General features: G+C 61.9%; 23 protein-coding genes and 4 tRNA genes. 15 read left to right on the top strand and 12 right to left on the bottom strand.

All coding sequences use genetic code 11. The annotated features are described in order from the left end of the window. Positions 1–176 precede the first annotated feature (176 nt). From R1T40_RS02105 to R1T40_RS02090, 4 genes are all read left to right on the top strand, one after another. Positions 177–251: transfer RNA gene (locus R1T40_RS02105), tRNA-Gly, on the top strand. Between the two features lie 172 nt (positions 252–423). Beyond that, positions 424–498 (top strand) — tRNA-Gly (locus tag R1T40_RS02100). A gap of 168 nt (positions 499–666) precedes the next feature. Next, positions 667–741: transfer RNA gene (locus tag R1T40_RS02095), tRNA-Gly, on the top strand. A gap of 144 nt (positions 742–885) precedes the next feature. Beyond that, the gene (locus R1T40_RS02090) at positions 886–2,238 is read left to right on the top strand and encodes an aminotransferase (protein WP_317385704.1); all 1,353 of its coding nucleotides are present in this window, start codon (positions 886–888) and stop codon (positions 2,236–2,238) included. Between the two features lie 145 nt (positions 2,239–2,383). Here R1T40_RS02090 and R1T40_RS02085 read toward each other — a convergent pair whose 3' ends face one another. Beyond that, positions 2,384–2,623, bottom strand: coding sequence for an Lrp/AsnC family transcriptional regulator (locus R1T40_RS02085; RefSeq protein WP_005652398.1), 240 nt, complete (start codon positions 2,621–2,623; stop codon positions 2,384–2,386). Between the two features lie 170 nt (positions 2,624–2,793). On the opposite strand from R1T40_RS02085, the gene hisB reads away from it, so the two are divergent. Beyond that, the gene (gene hisB / locus R1T40_RS02080) at positions 2,794–3,381 is read left to right on the top strand and encodes an imidazoleglycerol-phosphate dehydratase HisB (RefSeq protein ID WP_317385703.1); all 588 of its coding nucleotides are present in this window, start codon (positions 2,794–2,796) and stop codon (positions 3,379–3,381) included. 81 nt (positions 3,382–3,462) lie between these two features. Here hisB and R1T40_RS02075 read toward each other — a convergent pair whose 3' ends face one another. Beyond that, positions 3,463–4,095: a DUF2306 domain-containing protein gene (locus tag R1T40_RS02075; RefSeq protein ID WP_317385702.1), complete on the bottom strand. Its 633-nt coding sequence runs from the start codon at positions 4,093–4,095 to the stop codon at positions 3,463–3,465. Between the two features lie 84 nt (positions 4,096–4,179). Here R1T40_RS02075 and R1T40_RS02070 point away from each other — a divergent pair, with 84 nt between their 5' ends. Both R1T40_RS02070 and hisH read left to right on the top strand, forming a co-directional pair. Further along, a complete protein-coding gene (locus R1T40_RS02070; RefSeq protein ID WP_317385701.1) occupies positions 4,180–4,788 on the top strand; it encodes a TetR/AcrR family transcriptional regulator in 609 nt (202 codons plus the stop codon). Positions 4,789–4,860: 72 nt separating this feature from the next. Further along, positions 4,861–5,499: an imidazole glycerol phosphate synthase subunit HisH gene (gene hisH / locus R1T40_RS02065; protein ID WP_317385700.1), complete on the top strand. Its 639-nt coding sequence runs from the start codon at positions 4,861–4,863 to the stop codon at positions 5,497–5,499. Between the two features lie 213 nt (positions 5,500–5,712). Here the strand turns inward: hisH and R1T40_RS02060 are convergent, their stop codons facing one another. After that, a complete protein-coding gene (locus R1T40_RS02060) occupies positions 5,713–6,441 on the bottom strand; it encodes a helix-turn-helix transcriptional regulator (RefSeq protein WP_317385699.1) in 729 nt (242 codons plus the stop codon). A gap of 138 nt (positions 6,442–6,579) precedes the next feature. Here R1T40_RS02060 and R1T40_RS02055 point away from each other — a divergent pair, with 138 nt between their 5' ends. Together R1T40_RS02055 and R1T40_RS02050 are read left to right on the top strand one after the other, a co-directional pair. Further along, positions 6,580–7,116 (top strand): peroxiredoxin-like family protein, encoded by a 537-nt coding sequence (locus R1T40_RS02055; RefSeq protein ID WP_106163238.1) that lies wholly within the window; start codon positions 6,580–6,582, stop codon positions 7,114–7,116. Between the two features lie 50 nt (positions 7,117–7,166). Further along, positions 7,167–7,484 carry a WGR domain-containing protein gene (locus R1T40_RS02050; RefSeq protein WP_317385698.1) on the top strand — a complete coding sequence of 106 codons (318 nt, stop codon included), beginning with the start codon at positions 7,167–7,169 and terminating at the stop codon, positions 7,482–7,484. 19 nt (positions 7,485–7,503) lie between these two features. On the opposite strand, the gene R1T40_RS02045 is transcribed toward R1T40_RS02050, so the two are convergent. Then, positions 7,504–7,893, bottom strand: coding sequence for a DUF2147 domain-containing protein (locus R1T40_RS02045; RefSeq protein ID WP_106163237.1), 390 nt, complete (start codon positions 7,891–7,893; stop codon positions 7,504–7,506). Positions 7,894–8,077: 184 nt separating this feature from the next. On the opposite strand from R1T40_RS02045, the gene hisA reads away from it, so the two are divergent. Together hisA and R1T40_RS02035 are read left to right on the top strand one after the other, a co-directional pair. After that, positions 8,078–8,800, top strand: a complete 723-nt coding sequence (hisA, locus tag R1T40_RS02040; RefSeq protein WP_317386927.1) for a 1-(5-phosphoribosyl)-5-[(5-phosphoribosylamino)methylideneamino]imidazole-4-carboxamide isomerase — start codon at positions 8,078–8,080, stop codon at positions 8,798–8,800. 167 nt (positions 8,801–8,967) lie between these two features. After that, on the top strand, positions 8,968–9,450 hold the full coding sequence (locus tag R1T40_RS02035) for a DUF2867 domain-containing protein (protein ID WP_317385697.1): 483 nt from the start codon (positions 8,968–8,970) through the stop codon (positions 9,448–9,450). A gap of 78 nt (positions 9,451–9,528) precedes the next feature. Here the strand turns inward: R1T40_RS02035 and R1T40_RS02030 are convergent, their stop codons facing one another. After that, positions 9,529–9,972 carry a DUF302 domain-containing protein gene (locus tag R1T40_RS02030; protein WP_317385696.1) on the bottom strand — a complete coding sequence of 148 codons (444 nt, stop codon included), beginning with the start codon at positions 9,970–9,972 and terminating at the stop codon, positions 9,529–9,531. Between the two features lie 166 nt (positions 9,973–10,138). On the opposite strand from R1T40_RS02030, the gene hisF reads away from it, so the two are divergent. Next, positions 10,139–10,900 carry an imidazole glycerol phosphate synthase subunit HisF gene (hisF, locus tag R1T40_RS02025; RefSeq protein ID WP_106163468.1) on the top strand — a complete coding sequence of 254 codons (762 nt, stop codon included), beginning with the start codon at positions 10,139–10,141 and terminating at the stop codon, positions 10,898–10,900. After that, positions 10,897–11,214 carry a phosphoribosyl-ATP diphosphatase gene (locus R1T40_RS02020; RefSeq protein ID WP_106163233.1) on the top strand — a complete coding sequence of 106 codons (318 nt, stop codon included), beginning with the start codon at positions 10,897–10,899 and terminating at the stop codon, positions 11,212–11,214. The genes hisF and R1T40_RS02020 overlap by 4 nt, the downstream gene beginning before the upstream one ends. Positions 11,215–11,584: 370 nt before the next feature. Here the strand turns inward: R1T40_RS02020 and R1T40_RS02015 are convergent, their stop codons facing one another. From R1T40_RS02015 to rlmB, 5 genes are all read right to left on the bottom strand, one after another. Further along, positions 11,585–12,049 carry a CoA-binding protein gene (locus tag R1T40_RS02015; protein ID WP_317385695.1) on the bottom strand — a complete coding sequence of 155 codons (465 nt, stop codon included), beginning with the start codon at positions 12,047–12,049 and terminating at the stop codon, positions 11,585–11,587. 263 nt (positions 12,050–12,312) lie between these two features. After that, on the bottom strand, positions 12,313–12,795 hold the full coding sequence (locus tag R1T40_RS02010) for a YHS domain-containing (seleno)protein (RefSeq protein WP_317385694.1): 483 nt from the start codon (positions 12,793–12,795) through the stop codon (positions 12,313–12,315). A gap of 1 nt (position 12,796) precedes the next feature. Further along, on the bottom strand, positions 12,797–12,946 hold the full coding sequence (locus tag R1T40_RS02005) for a hypothetical protein (protein ID WP_317385693.1): 150 nt from the start codon (positions 12,944–12,946) through the stop codon (positions 12,797–12,799). Next, complete coding sequence (locus R1T40_RS02000) at positions 12,939–13,214, bottom strand: hypothetical protein (protein WP_317385692.1); 276 nt, start codon at positions 13,212–13,214, stop codon at positions 12,939–12,941. Before R1T40_RS02000 ends, R1T40_RS02005 begins: the two co-directional genes overlap by 8 nt. Positions 13,215–13,301: 87 nt before the next feature. Next, on the bottom strand, positions 13,302–14,090 hold the full coding sequence (gene rlmB / locus R1T40_RS01995) for a 23S rRNA (guanosine(2251)-2'-O)-methyltransferase RlmB (protein WP_106163229.1): 789 nt from the start codon (positions 14,088–14,090) through the stop codon (positions 13,302–13,304). A 119-nt stretch (positions 14,091–14,209) separates the two neighbouring features. Between rlmB and R1T40_RS01990 the strand changes: the two genes are divergently transcribed. Further along, positions 14,210–14,293 (top strand) — tRNA-Tyr (locus R1T40_RS01990). A gap of 249 nt (positions 14,294–14,542) precedes the next feature. Here R1T40_RS01990 and R1T40_RS01985 read toward each other — a convergent pair. Together R1T40_RS01985 and bioB are read right to left on the bottom strand one after the other, a co-directional pair. Continuing rightward, positions 14,543–15,061, bottom strand: a complete 519-nt coding sequence (locus R1T40_RS01985) for a DUF2478 domain-containing protein (protein ID WP_106163228.1) — start codon at positions 15,059–15,061, stop codon at positions 14,543–14,545. A gap of 111 nt (positions 15,062–15,172) precedes the next feature. Next, entirely contained in the window at positions 15,173–16,150 is a 978-nt protein-coding gene (gene bioB / locus R1T40_RS01980) for a biotin synthase BioB (protein ID WP_317385691.1), read from the bottom strand. Between the two features lie 467 nt (positions 16,151–16,617). On the opposite strand from bioB, the gene thiC reads away from it, so the two are divergent. Then, positions 16,618–18,456 (top strand): phosphomethylpyrimidine synthase ThiC, encoded by a 1,839-nt coding sequence (thiC, locus tag R1T40_RS01975; RefSeq protein WP_317385690.1) that lies wholly within the window; start codon positions 16,618–16,620, stop codon positions 18,454–18,456. Positions 18,457–18,471 lie beyond the last annotated feature (15 nt).

The raw sequence follows: 18,471 nt of genomic DNA, 5'->3' as shown, positions 1-18,471 counted from the left end.
CTCCCCTCTGCATAATCCCGCCACTCGCGCGCGCCCCTGCAAATCTGCATGGAACCTTTTTGCTGCAGCCAAAATCCCGGCCCTTAAAGACGGGAGACGGCGAAATAGCCCCGCCTCGCATTTTCTGCTTGCAGCCCCTGCCGAGATTTCTTAAATCCCGCTCACCGAATAGGTAAGCGGGCGTAGCTCAGGGGTAGAGCATAACCTTGCCAAGGTTAGGGTCGGGCGTTCGAATCGCCTCGCCCGCTCCATTCGGAACCGAAAAGGCCGCATCTTCGGATGCGGCCTTTCGCTTTTGTCGTCTGGCGGCATCCTGCGCTCAGCGCCAAGATGCAGAGCCTTGCCAACAAATTCACCCAATTCGCATTTTTCCCTTGCAGCCTACGGCAGGATTGCCTAAATCACGGCTCACCGAATGGTAGCGCGGGCGTAGCTCAGGGGTAGAGCATAACCTTGCCAAGGTTAGGGTCGGGCGTTCGAATCGCCTCGCCCGCTCCATTTGAAATCGAAAAGGCCACATCTTCGGATGTGGCCTTTCGCTTTTCTGGCGCCTCATTCCGCATCCTCCGCCCCTGACGACACACAGAAGTTTTTGCTGTGATGCGCAAATTTTCCGCTTGCAGCCTTTGGCGGGATTGCCTAAACCCCGGCTCACCAAATGGCAGCGCGGGCGTAGCTCAGGGGTAGAGCATAACCTTGCCAAGGTTAGGGTCGGGCGTTCGAATCGCCTCGCCCGCTCCATTTGGAACCGAAAAGGCCGCATCATCAGATGCGGCTTTTCGCTTTTCAGAACAGGCGCTTGTGATTTTTGATCAAAATCCTTTGACTGACTCTCAAATGCGCGCCAATCCTTGTCCCAACCTGTGACAGCAAAGGATTGGCCAGATGGCGAGCGTGATCTACCCGACGACGAATTTCACCGCGACGGAGCAGCTCTGCATCACCCATGGTGAGGGGATCTACGTCTATGACGACACCGGCAAGGAATACATCGAAGGTCTCGCGGGCCTGTGGTGTACCTCGCTGGGCTATTCCAACACCGAGGTGGTGGAGGCGATCACCGACCAGCTGAACCGCCTGCCCTTCCAGCACACATTCGGCGGCAAGACCCACGCGCCGGTGATGCAGCTGGCCGAGACGCTCAAGGCGATGGTGCCGGTGGAGGACGCCTATTTCTTCTTTGGCAACTCCGGCTCGGATGCCAATGACAGCCACTACAAGATGCTGCGCTATTACTTCAACGCCATCGGCAAGCCGGAGAAGCGCAAGATCATCACCCGCGAGCGCGGCTACCATGGCGTGACGGTGGCGGCGGGCTCGCTGACCTCCCTGCCCGCCAACCTCGCCCATTTCGACGCCCCCCTTGAGGCACTGTCGATCCTGCGCGCCGATGCGCCGCATTACTACACCGGCCGTCAGGGCAATGAGACCGAGGCGCAGTTTGTCGAACGCATCCTGCAAAACCTCGAAGACCAGATCCTCGCCGAAGACCCCGACACCATCGCCGCGATGATCGTGGAGCCGATCACCGGAGCCTCCGGCGTGATCGTCCCCCCCGAAGGCTACTACGAGGGGCTGCAGGCGCTCCTGCGCAAACATGACATCCTGATCTGGGCGGATGAGGTCATCTGTGGCTTTGGTCGCACAGGCGCGGATTTCGGCTGCACCACCATGGGGATCAAACCGGACCTGATGACCTTCGCCAAACAGCTGTCCTCGGCCTATTTCCCGATCTCCGCCTCCGTCATTCCTGGCTGGATGTATAAGGCGATGGTGGATCAGACCAATGAGGTCGGCGTCTTTGGCCACGGCTATACCTACTCCGGCCACCCCGCCGCCTGTGCCGCCGCGCTGAAAACGCTGGAAATCTACGAACGCGACAAGATCTTTGACCACGCCGCCGAAGTGGGCGCCTATATGCAAGAGCAGCTGCGCGAGATCTTCACCGATCACCCGCTGGTGGGTGAGGTGCGCGGCAAAGGCCTGATCGCGGCGCTCGAACTGGTCTCCAACAAGACCACCGGCGCAACAATTGCCGGCGGCAAAGGCGGTGCTTTGGCAGTCAAAGCCTGCCAGGACGCAGGCCTGATCCTGCGCGCTGTGGCTGGAAACGCGCTGGCCTTCTGCCCGCCGCTGATCATCACCAAGGCGCAGGTCGACGAGATGCTCAAACGCACCAAGGCTGGCGTCGACACCGCCTATGAAACCTTAAGATCCGAAGGCCTCCTGGACAGCTGACCCAAAACAAAAGGCGCTCCAGAAATCGGGGCGCCTTTTCATCTTTTCAAAAATATCTCGGAGCGCGAGGCAGCGCCTCGCATCGGGCTTTTCCCACAAGGAAAAGCGCAAGCTGCGCGCCGCAAGGCGCTCCTTTTGGAAACCCTCAGAAGACCTTGAACGTCATCGTCGTCAGCGACCGCTCGATATTGGGGATCTGCAACAGGTGGTCATTGATATATTTGCCCACATCCTCGCCCGAGGGGATGTAGAGCTTCATCAGCAGGTCATATTCCCCGCTGGTGGAATAAAGCTCCGAGTGGATCTCATGCAGCGCAATATCCTCGGCCACCTTATAGGTGGTGCCGGGTTTGCAGCGGATCTGGATAAAGACGCAGGTGGACATATCTCGCCTCAGCTTCTGTCAGGTCTGGTTGCCCGGCAACCTCGCACGCAGCGCGGCAAAGGGCAATCCCGGCAAACCCAGCCTCGCTGGCCAAGCATTTACTGCAACAGCTCTTGAGCCCTCACCACCGCACCCCCTATAAGCCATGGCAACAGATTGAGGATTTCACCATGCGCACAGCCCAGGTTTCCCGCTCCACCGCCGAGACGGAGATCTCCGTTTCCGTCAACCTCGACGGCAGCGGCACATATGACAATCAGACCGGCGTTGGCTTTTTTGACCACATGCTGGACCAGCTGTCGCGCCACTCGCTGATCGACATGACCATCCGCGCCAAGGGCGACTACCATATCGACGATCACCACACCGTCGAGGATACCGGCATCGCGCTGGGTCAGGCGCTGGTGCAGGCGCTTGGCGACAAAAAAGGTATCAACCGCTACGGCGAGTGCCACTTGCCGATGGATGACGCACAGGTGCGCGCCGCGCTGGATCTCTCAGCCCGCCCCTTCCTCGTGTGGAATGTGGAGCTGCCGACCCAGAAGATCGGTAATTTCGACACCGAACTGGTGCGCGAGTTCTTTCAGGCGCTTGCGACTCATGGCGGCATCACGCTGCACATCGACCAGATCCACGGGGTGAACAGCCACCACATCGCCGAGGCCGCATTCAAGGCCGTGGCCCGTGCGCTTCGCACCGCGGTTGAGGTCGACCCGCGCAAGGCAGATGCGGTTCCCTCCACCAAAGGCGCGCTCTGAGCGCTCACAGTGTGTTTTCTGATGCGAAGGCCCGGCACAGCCCGGGCCTTTTCGTTCTGACTACTTGCGTTGGTGTACCGTTCACCCCGCAGGCACGGCGTCGTGCGCCTCACGGCGCAGCAGCCACTCTGCCGCCAATAGATTTGGCACCCAGCAGATCCATGCGATCACAGGGTAACTGGCCTCAAACCCCACAGTCGTCATGCCGATGGGCAGATAAAGCCGCAATGTCACCGCTGCCAGCGTCAGGGCCGCAGAGCGGATCATCCAGGCCCTGTGCCGGGCAAACCTCCGTTGCAGGGCGGCGATCACCGCCATCGCCGTAGTTGCCAGCCAGACCACCGCCAGCAGCGCAAAACCAAGCCCCGCCACCACGCCTTCGGCAGTGGTATACGCCAGCCACAGGCTGGCAAGCCCGGACATCAGAACGCACAGTGCATAGAGCCGACCACCCCATCGGTGCAGGCCCGGACGTCTGCCACGCAATCGGTGCGAAAACTGCACCGGCAACAGCCCCAAAGCCACTGGCGCCAGCCCGATATGCAGGTACAGCACCACCGGATGCGCCAGCAGGTGATGCACCATCGCCGGCATCACCAGTGAAATCTCCGCCACGAGGAACCGCAGCGACCCCAGCGCAATCAGAACAGACAGCACCCAGAGTGTGCCAAGCCCCCATGCGAGGCGGCGCCCGGTCCAGAAGTGACGTGTCATGCTTTGACTCCTCTACGGTCAACTTGACACTGTAAAGTAGAGATCAAACTTGACACCGTCAAGCTCCTCATCGATCCTGCCTTCATGACGGCCTCACCCCCCTCCTCCCACGCCCAGCCGAAAAACCTGCGCAACACCTTGGTGCGCGCCGGGATCGACCTCTTGGAAGAGGGCGGGATAGAGGCGCTGACCTTGCGCAAATGCGCCGCGCGGGCCGGTGTCTCCCATGCCGCTCCGGCGCATCATTTCGACGGGCTTGCGGGGCTGAAGGCGGCGATTGCGGCTGAAGGGTTTCGGATCTTTTCCAACTACATGCGCGAGGCGCGCGCGCAGGGTGACCAAAGCGCGCGCGGGCAACTCAAGTCGATTTGCCGGGGATATCTGCAGTTTGGCGTCGATCATGGCGGCATCCTGCGGGTGATCTTTGGCGACCGGGGGCTGGCGGGGCTGGTGCCCGGTGGCGCGCGCGAAGACGCAGACGCCTATCAGATCCTGCGTGAGGTCTGCGCGCCCTTTGTCCCCGAGGGCACCACTGCCCGGGTGATCGAGCTGCAGGTCTGGTCGCTGATCCACGGCTTCACCATGCTGAGCCTGGCGGGCGAATTCGGCGCGCCGGGGGGGCCGCTGGAAGACGGGCTGTTTGACCAGATACTCGGCTTGTTGAATGCGCTGGGAACATCGGGCACCACGTGATCCCCTGCGCCTCTTGACCCTCGCGCGGTTTCCCGCCACTTCAGGGGCGCATGACAATGAGGACGTCTTCCTATGCTGACCGCCATCATCGACTATGAATCCGGTAACCTGCACTCCGCCGAAAAAGCGTTTCAGCGCATGGCGGCCGAGGTCGGCGCCGGCGAGGTGGTGGTGACGTCCGATGCCGACGTGGTGGCGCGCGCCGACCGGCTGGTGCTGCCGGGCGACGGTGCCTTTCCCGCCTGCGCAACGGAGCTGCGCGGCCACAAAGGCATTTATGACGCGATGGTCGAAGCCGTAGAGGTGAAGGGCCGCCCCTTCCTCGGGATCTGTGTCGGCATGCAGTTGATGGCCACGACGGGTCACGAATATTCCGAGACGCCGGGCCTGGGCTGGGTCGGCGGCGACGTGGTTAAGATCACGCCTGAAGACGCGCGCCTGAAAGTGCCGCATATGGGCTGGAACGATCTGGTGATCGACCACCCCCACCCGGTGTTTGATGGCGTTTCCACGGGCGATCACTGTTATTTCGTGCACAGCTATCATTTCCGCGTCGCCAATCCCGCTGAACGTTTGGCGCATGTGGATTACGCCGGCGATGTCACAGCGGTGATCGGGCGCGACACCATGCTCGGCATGCAGTTTCACCCGGAGAAGAGCCAGCATGTGGGCCTCAGGATGATCGGCAACTTCCTCACCTGGACCCCCTGACACCCCGCTCTGATCTGGACGCCTGCCGCCCGTAAGGGCGGCGCGCGCATGGGGCCCCTGGCCGCATGCGCGCCACCGGCAGGCCCGCGCGCCCGCCCCATCGAGGGGCGGGCGCGCGGCGTTTGGCCATCACGTCACACACAGACGTGGACCGCCACACGCCAGCCCCTGTTTTGCAAAACACGACGCAGGAGGGCCAAACGCATCCCTCCCTCAGGCGGCGCTATGCCTGAGGGAGACTGGTGCGACGCCGTAGGCCTTGCGAAAAGCGCGTGTGAACCCTTCGGGCGATTCATAGGCGTAGCGCCTCGCCACCGCCTCCACCCGATCACCGCGGATCAAATCCTGCCGGGCGAGGGTCAACCGCCAGCGGCGCAGATACCCCATCGGGGTTTCTCCGACCTGGGCCGCGAACAATTCGGAAAATCGGGACACTGACAGCCCGGCTTCGGTTGCCAGATCCTGTGTCGTCCACAAGCGCCCCGGATGGTCGTGCATCGACACAATGGCCCGCGCGAGGCGCAGGTCCGACAGCCCGGCCAAAAGCCCAGGCTCCGCCGTGCCCGCCTCGATCAGATGGCGCAGCAGACGCACCATGAACGCCTGACCAAGACTGCTCAACACGGATTCTGCGCCGCATCTGTGGCACTCAACTTCCTGACGCATCAACGTCAGAAGCGCGGCGAGCTGCGGAGTCTGCGCCAATCTGACCTCCACCCGGGCGGGAAGCGCGGAAATCAGCGGATTATGTGACCCGGCCCATTCCACACGCAGCGCGAGGCACACACCGTCCCGCGGCGGGAGCAACGGTGCCTGTGCGCAGAACAGCACCGTCTCCGCCGCCCCTTCGGGTGATGCCAGCACCAGGAGATTCGCCTCAGACGGAGAGGCGATATTCACCCGCATACGAAATCGAGAGATGAGGCTGGAAAGCCGATCCATGGCATCCTCTACAAGACTATTTGGCAAGACTTCGGCAACTGTGTCAGGTTTTTCGGAATTATCAAGCCTCAACTTCTGCGATATAGGTTTCAGCCTTTCGACGGCCTCCATCACCTCACTTACACACAGGACTGCCTCATGTTGATCCCCCGCCAGAAGACCCCTGCCCTGTCCCTGCCCCTGTTGGGCGGCGGTCACTTCGACCTCTCGACCGAAACCTCAGAGCGCGGCACCGTCATCTGCTTTTATCGCGGCCTGCACTGCCCGATCTGCGCCAATTACCTGAAAGAGTTCGAAAAGCGCGCGGCCGATTTTGCCGAGCGTGGTGTCAACTGCATCGCCATCAGCTCTGACGGCGAAGAACGCACCCGCCTGATGGCGGAAAAGATCGAGGCCAAAAACCTGCGCTTTGCCTATGATCTACCGCTGAATGTGGCCAAGGACTGGGGGCTCTATATCTCCACTTCGCGTGGCATGACCTCCATCGGCCTGGAAGAGCCCGCCCTGTTCTCCGAGCCGGGCCTGTTCATGGTGTCACCGGAACAAACGCTCTACTATGGCTCGGTTCAGACGATGCCGTTTGTCCGGCCTCATTTCTCCGAACTGGTGTCGGCACTGGATTTTGCCATCGCCAACAACTACCCGGCGCGCGGCGAGTATACCGGCGCCGTTTGATCGCCCCCGCATCCGTCCTGCATCCTCGGTCCCCGACAGCCACGTGAGCAATGGACATAGGCATAGCAACAAGGCATACGGGCCTGACCACCTTCAACGGTCAGGCCCGTTTTACGTTGTACTTGCGCTTTGAAAAATTCAGCCACCGGGACGGGCAGCACCGCTATCTGGTGCTGAGCCTGACACAGACGCTATTCGGCGACTGGTGTGTGGTGCAGGCCTCAGGTCCGATCGGTCAGCCCGGCGGGCAGGAGCGGCGCAACTATTGCAGCTCCCTGAATGAGGCGCAGGATCTCTTCGAGAATACGCGGGACCGGCAGGTGAAGCGGGGCTTCGTGCCGATCCCGGTGCAGATGGGGCTGTTCTGAACGCGCCACCTTAGGGGTCTTACTTCACCCGTGTCCAGGTCTGCTTGGAGCAGATCAACCCGCCCGCGACGCAGCCTCGCAGGCGCAGGCTGTCGCCGTTCAGATCCATCTTGCCGATGTAGATCTTGTTGTTGGACGGCCGCCAGACCTGCCCTTCGTAAGCGCCGCCGCCCTGGGGCACCATGTCGATCACCAGCGTCTTGCCGAGATTGGGTGATTTATACTCGCCGCTGTCATTGAACGTCCGCGCAATCGTGCCGCAGACAGCGCTGCCGCAGGGGGCTATTGCCACATGCGCGTAGGATCCATCATCCGGCTGGGTCTTCCACGTCCCCTCCGCCGGATCAGCGGCAAGCGCGGCACCGGCCAGGCCAAGTGAAACCGCAAGGGTTGCAATCATCTGTTTCATGGTTGTGTCCTCCCTATTCTGGCAGAAGTCTGACCGACAGCGCCGCATGCAGGCAAGACTGACCTTGGGTCGCCCTATCCGGGTGCGGTCGCACGCCCGACCCACGCAGGCGCGTTGCAATTCACCGTGAGCTTGGGCAAAAGGGCAGCCGACGCATTCAAGCATGACCAAAAGGGCGCAGCCGATGATCCTCTACCCTGCAATCGACCTCAAGGACGGCCAGGCCGTGCGGCTTCTGCACGGTGACATGGACAAGACCACCGTGTTCAACGACAATCCCGCCGCGCAGGCGCTGGAGTTCGTGGCGGCAGGCTGTGAATGGCTGCATCTGGTCGATCTGAACGGCGCCTTTGCGGGCGAACCCGTCAACGCCGCGCCGGTCGAAGAAATCCTGAAACAGACACAGGTGCCCGCACAGCTGGGCGGCGGCATCCGCGACATGGCCACCATCGAGCGTTGGCTGGACAAGGGGCTGGCGCGGGTGATCCTAGGCACCGTTGCGGTGGAAAACCCGGATCTGGTCCGCGAGGCGGCGCGCGCCTTCCCCGGCAAGGTTGCGGTCGGCATAGATGCCCGCAATGGCAAGGTCGCGACCAAAGGCTGGGCGGAGGAAACCGACGTTGAGGTCACCGATCTGGCACGGTCCTTTGAGGATGCAGGCGTTGCAGCCATCATCTACACCGACATCATGCGGGACGGGGCGATGAAAGGCCCCAACATCGATGCAACGGCAGCGCTGGCCAATGCGGTCTCGATCCCGGTGATCGCCTCGGGCGGGGTGTCATCGCTCGACGATCTGCGCGCGCTCAAGTCCTGTGGTGCACCGCTGAACGGTGCCATCTCCGGTCGCGCGCTTTACGACGGCGCGATTGATCTTGCCGAGGCGCTGGCGGTTATGAAGGGCTGATCCCCCCCCTGCCACCACAATCGGCCCCGCGATCACGTGTTGAAAAGCTGTTGCCCTTGGCGTCTGCGCCGGGGCGCCTCTGCTCTTCAACACGTGATCTGCGGCATCACGCCCTCTGGCTTGCGGCGCATTTAGCTGAGACGCTGCAACCAGAGGAGACCAACCTTATGTCAAAAATCGAAATGCGCCCCCTGCCCCGTGCCTCCGCCCTGTGGCAGAGCGTGCAGCCTGAAGACTTTATCGATGGCTACGCTGTGCAGAGCAGCCTGTCAGCGCGAGACGCCGCCGATATTGGCCTGAGCATGCCCAAATGGGCTGGCACCCTGCTTGCCCTGCGCAATCGTATCGTGCGGCCCCTCGGGTTGAAGACCGATGTCAGCAACACGGGTGAAGGGGCGATCTTTCCTATCACCCATGAGGACGCGCAGGAGCTGATCCTTGGCACCGACGACAGCCACCTGAATTTCCGCATTTGCGTGCGGCGCGAGGATGGGCGCATCCACATGGCCACATGGGTGCATCGCAACAATTGGATCGGGCGGGTCTACCTGATGGTGGTCATGCCGTTTCATATCCTGATCGTGCGCGATGCCATGCGCCGGATCGCACGCGCGGGGACCCGGACCACGGCCTCTCCAAGCAACGGATAGAGACGCCGTCAGCCCCGTAAATCGCGGCACCCATCGAACCCTGTGTCATCGGGCACGATGGGCACTGCCCTCACTGCTCTATTGCGTCGCAGCGGTGGAGAGTTTCTGCAGCGCGCCGGTCATCACCGCGATGAACTCAGCGCTCGGTTTGATATCCAGACCCTTGAACATCATCACCGGATCCTCATAGGTGAGCCAGACCTTGCCCTCCGCATCCTCATAGGCCAGCGCCTTGAGCGGCAGGAACAGGCCCGCACGCATGTCAGCCTGCATCGCCGGGGTGCCGATCTTCGGATTGCCGAAAATCAGGATCTGCGAGTCGGGCAGCTCTGCACCGATGTCAGACGCGCCCTTGGCGTGATCCACACGGGCAAACACTGTTGCACCGGCCTCATCCAAAGCGGTCTCCAAGGCATTGATCGTCGCATCGACCGAATGGCGGCTCTCAACCTTAACAAGGCCTGCCAGAGCCGGCAGCGCCGTCATCACGCAGAGCGCGGCGGCGGTCAAAATGGTTTTCATCGAAATCTCCTGCTTCACGAGTATGGTTCAGATCGGCACAGATCTTGCCTCGCCCTGCCGGCACACACCAGCCACAAGGCCGTCAATCGCCAAAATCGGCAAGGACCAGCCCTACACGCCGCATTGCCCTCTTTTCCCGCTGCCCGTTCCGGTCCATAAGACCCGCATGCTGAAGACCCGTCTCATTCCCTGTCTCGATGTCGCCGATGGCCGTGTGGTCAAGGGCGTGAACTTTGTCGGCCTGCGCGATGCCGGTGATCCGGTGGAGGCTGCGCGCGCCTATGATGCCGCCGGCGCTGACGAGATCTGCTTTCTCGACATCCACGCCACCCATGAAAACCGCGGCACCATGTTCGACATGGTGCGCCGCACCGCCGAACAATGCTTTGTGCCGCTGACGGTGGGGGGCGGGGTGCGAACCAAGGACGACGTGCGCGCGCTGCTGTTGGCGGGTGCCGACAAGGTGTCGTTCAACTCTGCCGCCGTCGCCAACCCGGATGTGATCCGCGAGGCCGCCGACCAGTTCGGCAGCCAGTGCATCGTCTGCGCCATCGACGCCAAATCGGTCGCCCCCGGCAAATGGGAGATCTTCACCCATGGCGGACGCCGCGAAACCGGCATCGACGCGGTGGAGTTTGCCCGTCTTGTGACCGCCAAGGGCGCGGGCGAGATCCTGCTGACCTCAATGGATCGCGACGGCACCAAATCGGGTTTCAACCTCGAGATGACGCGCGCGATTTCCGATGCGGTGGATGTGCCAGTGATCGCCTCCGGCGGTGTCGGCAATCTGGATCACCTCGTTGACGGTGTGACCAAAGGGGGCGCCAGCGCGGTGCTGGCCGCGTCGATCTTCCACTTTGGCGAATATACTGTGCAGGAAGCCAAGCAACACATGATCGCCAATGGCATCCCGATGAGGCTTCAATGACCCTGCTGCATGACCTCGAACAGACCATTCTGTCGCGCAAGGGCAGCGATCCAGACACCAGCTGGACCGCAAAACTCCTGTCCAAAGGGCCGGAGAAATGTGCGGAGAAATTCGGCGAGGAAGCCATCGAGGCCATCATAGAGGCGGTGAAGGACGACAAGGCAGGGCTCGCGTCTGAGGGCGCAGATGTGCTCTATCATTTCCTGGTGATGCTGGCGGCGCGCGATGTGGCACTGGACGACGTGCTGCAGGTGCTGGCCGACCGGCAGGGCCTGAGCGGCGTCGCCGAGAAGGCAGCCCGCCCCAAAACCTGAGCCGCGACCCCGCACCTCGATACATACCGTCCCGGGCACAATCCCGGGTCAAGGGCCGCTGAAGCGGCCGCGCGGCACGCGCGGTTCACCCTTGAGGCGGGCTTTTGCCCAGTAGAATTGCACAGGCGCTTCAGGGCAGACCTGCCCCTGAAGCGCCTCCCCAGCACCTTCCTCCCCCTCTGCAAACGACCCGGTGACCTGCCAGCGCGCGCTCACACCTGCGGCACAGACCCCGCGCCTTGCCGTCAGGCAAGGCGCCCGGCCCAACCGGCGCAGCGCATGTCTCATGCGCGCCCGACGGGCGGGAGCCCCACCTTGATGCCGATGCGTCGGCACTGCGGCGGTACTGCCCACTGCTCTGCGCGAGACTTCAGAGTTTGGAGGAAATGATACCGGTGGCAAAGCCGCCCTGGCGTAGCTCGCCGAACAGGCGCTGGTATTCAATCTTGGGGCAGCGGTTCTGGATCACCGTCACCCCCCGCGCCTCTGCCTGGGCTGCCGCCTCGGCATGCTCCACGCCGATCTGCATCCAGATGGTCTGCAGGTCCGCAAACACCGTCAAGGCCTCCTCCACGATGGCAGGCACCGCCTCGGGGCGGCGGAAAATATCGACCATGTCGACCTCCCCTTCGATGTCCGACAGCGAGGCCTGAACGGTCTCGCCAAACAGCATCTTGCCCGCGTGACCTGGGTTCACCGGGATCACACGATAGCCCTTGAGCGACAGGTAGCGCGCCACGTAGTAGCTGGGGCGGACCGGATTGAGAGACACGCCGACCACGGCAATCACCTTGGTGCGGGTCAGAATGTCCTTGAGACGTGCATCGGTATACATGGGCTGACTGTGCGCAAGCCGCGCGCCCTATGCAAGCCCGAAGCCCGACCCTGCTGAAGCTGCATGAAAAAAGCGCCCGAAGAATCTTCGGGCGCGAGGTGTGGAACGAGGGACAGTGAAAAAGATCTGCGACGGTTCCAAGGCCGCAGTCTGTCATTAAAACTGGTGCTGTTGAGCCGAAATAAAAGAGGCAATCTCAATTTTGTGAATATGACACAGGCTTGATGACTGCAGATTATACGATTCAGGACGCCTGCAGACCTCTAATCCGTATCCAACACGTCCGGCCAGGCCTGATGTGCGGTCTGGATCATGTGGGTCCGCTCCGCCATCCACAACGCTTCGACCCGCGGCGTGTGAAAGAGATACAGATGCCCATCGACAATTTCCCATGTCATCGGATTGCCGTCGAAGACCCGACCGCGCGCGATACCATAGGCGCAGTGCCCGCCGAACTTCGGCGCATAGGCGCGTGGGTTGGCCTCGAACCGGGATTGGTTATGCGCGGTGTGAAACAGCCAGACCGCACCTTTCCACATAAGCGCGTGATCCTGCGCTCCCTTTTTCGGCTGATCCGCTGTGTGAAACGAGACAGGATCATACCCGCCGATGGCGATGCCGTCCTGCATCGAGATATAGATCGTATCCGCCTGCGCCCGCGACGCGGGAGAAAGGGTCAAGGCCGTCCCAACAAAGATCGCAAAACCGAACCCGGTGAGGGCGTGTTTCAGGCGCAGGTGCAGCAAGTCAGATCTCCGTCCAGATACCGTTCAGCGGCAGAATGCCCGCACCGGCGCGAGCAGAAAAGGTGCGAAACGGGAAATTGAACATCTCGTGACGAGAGTTGAGCACAAGTGCAGCCCGGAGGTCACAGACCATTTTGAATGCGTCAGTCAAAGATGTCCTCGATCACATCAAAGACCTTTTTCCACGACGATTTCTTTTTCTTCTTCTTTCGCTTTTTCATCAGCTTGGCGGTCGCCAGCTCTGCCGCCATCACCGTCCAATCGCCGGATTTCGACTTTTTGGATGACTTGGCCTTATGCGGTTTGGCGACCTTTGGCAGCTTGGCGCCCTTATGATCGGCCAGTGGACGTTGCTTCTGGGCGGAGAGCGGCGCGCCACAGGTGCCGCAGACCAGCGCGTGCAAGGTTTTGTCCGGCACAAAGGCCGACTGCACGCCGCAATAGCAACAGCTGACGATCTTTCCGCCGGGGATGCTTTTATGTGCGATGCCGGTTCTCCTTTGGGTTTATCCCTTCAGGGAGGCATATAGGGAGAGCGCCGCCGCATTTGAAACATTGAGCGAGCCAAAACCGCCAGCTGCGTCGATCTTGACCAGCTTGTCGACCGTTTCCTTGGTCTTTTGACGCAGGCCCGGCCCCTCGGCGCCCAGCACCAGGGCGATCGGGTCGGAGGTGCGGCCGGCAACCGCGTCTTCGATGGTTTCCTCGGCCTCACCATCGAGGCCCAGCACCAGATAGCCCATTTGCTGCAGCGCGACGATACTGTCGGAGAGGTTGCGCATGCGCAGGTAGGGCTGGCGTTCCAACGCGCCCGAGGCTGTTTTGGCCAGCGCGCCGGTCTCCGGTGCGGAATGATGGCGGGTGCCGATCACCGCCGAGGCGCCCAGCACTTCGGCCGAGCGCAAGATGGCGCCGACGTTATGGGGATCGGTCACCCGGTCCAGGAGCAGCACCCGGGGGATTTCAGCGCCGATGCAATTGTCCTCAAGCCCGCCCCAGTTCAGAGGCTTCACTTCCAGTGCTGCGCCCTGATGCACCGAGCCGGGATCGATCGGCACCGAGAATTTGCGCGGCTCGACCACTTCGGGTGTGATGCCGGAGGCGGCGATGGCCTCTTCCAGCTTGTTCTGGGCGTTCAGGGTCACCACAAGCTGCAGCTTTTCACGTTTTGGGTTCAGCAGTGCGTCGCGCACCGCGTGCAGACCAAACAGCCAGACAGTTTCTGCCGAGGCGGCTTTCTTGGCCTTTTCCTTGTCCACCACCCATGCGGGTTTCTTGCTGGGTTTCTTGTTCATGGCTTGCTCCGGAAAACAAATTTCGAGGCGGCGGAAAAAAGTTGCGCTTTTCCGGTTGACGCCCGTTTGGTGCGCTAGTAATCACGCCTCCACGTTAGGTGCAACATGCTTCTAACAGTGGGCGACAGGCCGCAAGGTGTGGCAGGGGACTGTAACTCCCTCGCGGAGACGCACGCCTGGTTCGATTCCAGGGTCGCCCACCATTTCTCCTCTTTCAAACATGATATCAATGTGTTGCGAGGATGAATGGTGGCTCGCCGTTTGTACATTCGGCCCCAATTCTCGATCAGCACAGATGATATTCGCGCGCCCTACAGGCGGTGCGTTGCCCGCCCGCGGCCCCTGTTTTTTTTCGCGGCGGGGCGGTCGCCGGGGCGCTGCCCCGGACCCCGAGATATTTATAAAAAGATGAAGGCAATCCCCCTGACAGGCGGGTTCATAAGCTGGGCCCTTCAGGCGGGTTCCGACACTGCCGCCTCGACCCAGGCGACCAGCGCGTCGAGGTCCGGTTCCGCCTCTGTTGCCGTGCCTTCGGCAAAGCCTTCAAAGGCTGCGACATTCATCCGGTTGACGCCGGAGACGACGGGCAGCCCCATGGCCAGCGCTTCGCCGATGATGGGGCGCATGCCACGCCCGTCCGCCTCATGCTTGCCGAATTTATTGACGATCAGAACCTGCGGCGCAGGCGTGCTGTCAAGCGCCGCCGTCACAAGGCCGACAGCCCGCTCCAGCGCGTCCGGGTTGAGACGGCAGCCACGGGCGCCCTCGCCCAGAGATTGCGAAATGCGGATGGTCTCGCCCTCCGGCAGGACACGCACATCCATGTCACAGAGTTTGTTGTCGTAGCATTCGGTGTTGGTTTGCACGATGCCGGCGGTGCGGATGCCCTTTTCCGCCAGCCGTTCCGCAAGTGCGGTCAGCAGGCGGTCGGTGGCGCCGCGTTCGGCGGTCATTACATAGGCAAGCTGCATGGGATCGTCCTTTGCATATCGTCTGCGCGACACGCAGGATAGCGCGGAAACGCCCGCCCCGCCAGTGGCCGTGGGGCGGGGCTGATGTCGCAGCCGCCCATCACAGCCCCCCTAACGCGTGCCGTGACTGCCCGCCGCCATCGCGCGCAAACCCAGCCGGTCAAACAGCGCCTCGTCCGCGTCTTCCTCGGGGTTGTCGGCAGTCAGGAGCGTATCGCCCATGAAGATCGAGTTGGCCCCGGCAAAGATACACATCGCCTGCAGCTCATCGCTCATCTCGGTGCGCCCGGCCGAGAGCCGCACATGCGCGCGGGGCATCAGGATGCGGGCCAGCGCAATGGTGCGGACAAATTCGATCGGATCGAGCGGGGGTGTGTCTGCCAGTGGCGTATCCGCCATCGGAATCAGCATGTTGATCGGCACCGATTGGGGATGTTCCGGCAGGGTCGCAAGGCTCAGCAGCATGTCGATCCGGTCGCCGTGTTCTTCGCCCATGCCGAGGATGCCACCGGAGCAGACGTTGATCCCGGCCTCGCGCACCCGGGCCAACGTGTCGATGCGGTCGGCAAAGCTGCGGGTGGTGATGACCTCTGGGTAGTAGCGTTCCGAAGTGTCGATGTTGTGATTGTAGTAGTCCAGACCCGCATCCCGCAAGCGCAGTACCTGATCCTGTTCCAGCATGCCCAGGGTCATGCAGGTCTCCATCCCCAGCGCCTTGACGCCTTCGATCATCGCCTCCAGCTGCGCCATGTCGCGGGCCTTGGGCCCGCGCCAGGCCGCGCCCATGCAGTAGCGGGTGGCGCCGGCATCGCGGGCCTTCCTGGCCTCGGCAATCACCCGCTGCACCTCGATCAGTTTTGAAGCTGGCAGCTGCGCGCCATTGCGGGCGGATTGCGAGCAATAGGCGCAATCCTCGGCGCAGCCACCGGTCTTGATCGACAGCAGGCGCGATTTCTGCACCGCGTTGGGATCAAACATCTGCCGGTGCAGGCTCTGGGCCTGAAACAGCAGATCCATGAAGGGCTGGGCGTAGATCTCCTCTGCCTCTTCCCGGGTCCAGTTGGTACGGATAGGGGGCGTATCGAGCATGGAAAACCTCGCTGGAATAGGTGGAACGGCACACGCCGTGGATGAATTTTTATTTTATAGATAATATATGAAATGAGTCGCAAGCGCGCAGGCATTTGAATTTCAGCACAGTTTTCCGCCGCTCAGCTTTGGTGAAAGCACGTTTTGCGCGATAGGTGCGCCTGTGATGGATGCCACCCCGGCAGAGAGAAACTCCTTGACGACACGCTGTGCCCTCCCCTACCCCTAGGGCTACGCAGGGGAGTCCCGCCGAGGGGACTGAGAGGCAGACAGGGAGAAATCCCGGTGACGCGACCCTTAGAACCTGACCCAGTTGATACTGGCGTAGGAAGCTAGGACAGTCGCGCCCCGCCCGGTACAGGTGGGAGCCTCTGCTCTGACACGGCGGGATCTGTACCCCCTGCCCCGTTTTCCTCCGGCCCGGCTCAATTGGTGTCTTTTTGAGAATGGACTCGAGGAGCACCAAGATGAACGTCCCCAACCCCAAGATCACCCCAAAGGTCACGACGGGCGCATTGCCTGCGTCGCGCAAGATCTATGTGGCAGGCGAGATGCATGCAGACATCCGCGTGCCGATGCGCGAAATTGCCACCCACCCGACCGCAGGCGAGGCGCCGCTGCCGGTCTATGACAGTTCCGGGGCCTATACGGACCCCGAAATCCTCACCGATATTCGCAATGGTCTCGCGCCGGTGCGCGCCGCGTGGATCAAGGCCCGGGGCGACGTGGAAGACTATCAGGGCCGCGATGTTACCCCTGCGGACAACGGCTTTGTCGCAGGTGATCGGCTGGTGCCGGAGTTCCCGGTGCGGACCGCGCCCCTGCGGGGCAAGGGCGATGCCGCCCCGACGCAGCTGGCCTATGCCCGCGCCGGTCTTATCACGCCGGAGATGGAGTATATCGCCATCCGCGAGAACCAGCTGCGTGAGCTGTCGCCCTGCCATGGCAGCCGCGATGGGGAGGATTTCGGGGCCAATATCCCAGACTATGTGACGCCGGAATTCGTGCGTGCAGAGATCGCCGCAGGACGCGCCATCATCCCCGCCAATATCAACCACCCGGAGCTGGAGCCGATGATCATCGGCCGCAATTTCAAGGTAAAGATCAACGCCAATATGGGCACCTCCGCCGTGACCTCCTCGATGGAGGAAGAGGTGGACAAGCTGGTCTGGGCGATCCGCTGGGGCGCGGACACGGTGATGGACCTGTCCACGGGCCGCAATATTCACAACACCCGCGAATGGATCATCCGTAACAGCCCCGTGCCCATCGGCACCGTGCCGATCTATCAGGCGCTGGAGAAGGTCAATGGCATTGCCGAAGATCTGACCTGGGAGGTGTTCCGCGACACGCTGATCGAACAGGCGGAACAGGGAGTCGACTATTTCACCATCCACGCGGGCGTGCGGCTGCATATGGTGCCGATGACCGTGGAACGCGTCACCGGGATCGTGTCGCGCGGTGGGTCGATCATGGCCAAATGGTGCCTGCATCATCACAAGGAGAGCTTCCTGTACGAGCATTTCGAGGAGATCTGCGATATCTGCCGCCGCTATGATGTCTCGTTTTCATTGGGCGATGGGCTGCGTCCCGGCTCGATTGCCGATGCCAATGACGAAGCGCAATTTGCCGAACTGGAAACGCTTGGCGAGCTGACCAAGATCGCCTGGGCCAAGGATTGCCAGGTGATGATCGAAGGGCCGGGCCATGTGGCCATGCACAAGATCAAGGAGAACATGGACAAGCAGCTGGAGTGCTGCCACGAGGCGCCGTTTTACACGCTGGGGCCGCTCACGACGGATATTGCGCCGGGCTACGACCACATCACGTCTGGGATTGGCGCGGCGATGATCGGCTGGTTTGGCTGCGCGATGCTGTGTTACGTGACGCCCAAGGAACATCTGGGCCTGCCGGACCGCGACGACGTGAAAACCGGCGTCATCACCTATAAGATCGCCGCCCATGCTGCCGATCTCGCCAAGGGGCTGCCCGGCGCGCAGCGGCGCGATGATGCGCTCTCACGCGCCCGGTTCGAGTTCCGCTGGGAGGATCAGTTCAACCTGTCGCTGGACCCGGAGACCGCACAGAGCTTCCACGATGAGACCCTGCCGAAAGAGGCGCATAAGGTGGCGCATTTCTGTTCGATGTGCGGGCCGAAGTTCTGCTCCATGCGGATCAGCCATGACATCCGCGCCGAGGCCCAGAAAGAGGGGTTCGAGGCAATGGCGGCGAAGTTCCGCGAGGGCGGCGCGCTTTATGTGCCGGTGGCGGACGCGACATCAGAACCGAGTGAGGCCGAGACATGACCCGCGCGGTTCAGG

Origin of the sequence: Tritonibacter scottomollicae (genome assembly GCF_032924845.1) — a bacterium.
Taxonomy (GTDB): domain Bacteria; phylum Pseudomonadota; class Alphaproteobacteria; order Rhodobacterales; family Rhodobacteraceae; genus Epibacterium; species Epibacterium scottomollicae.
This window is presented reverse-complemented; position numbering and strand designations above follow the sequence as displayed.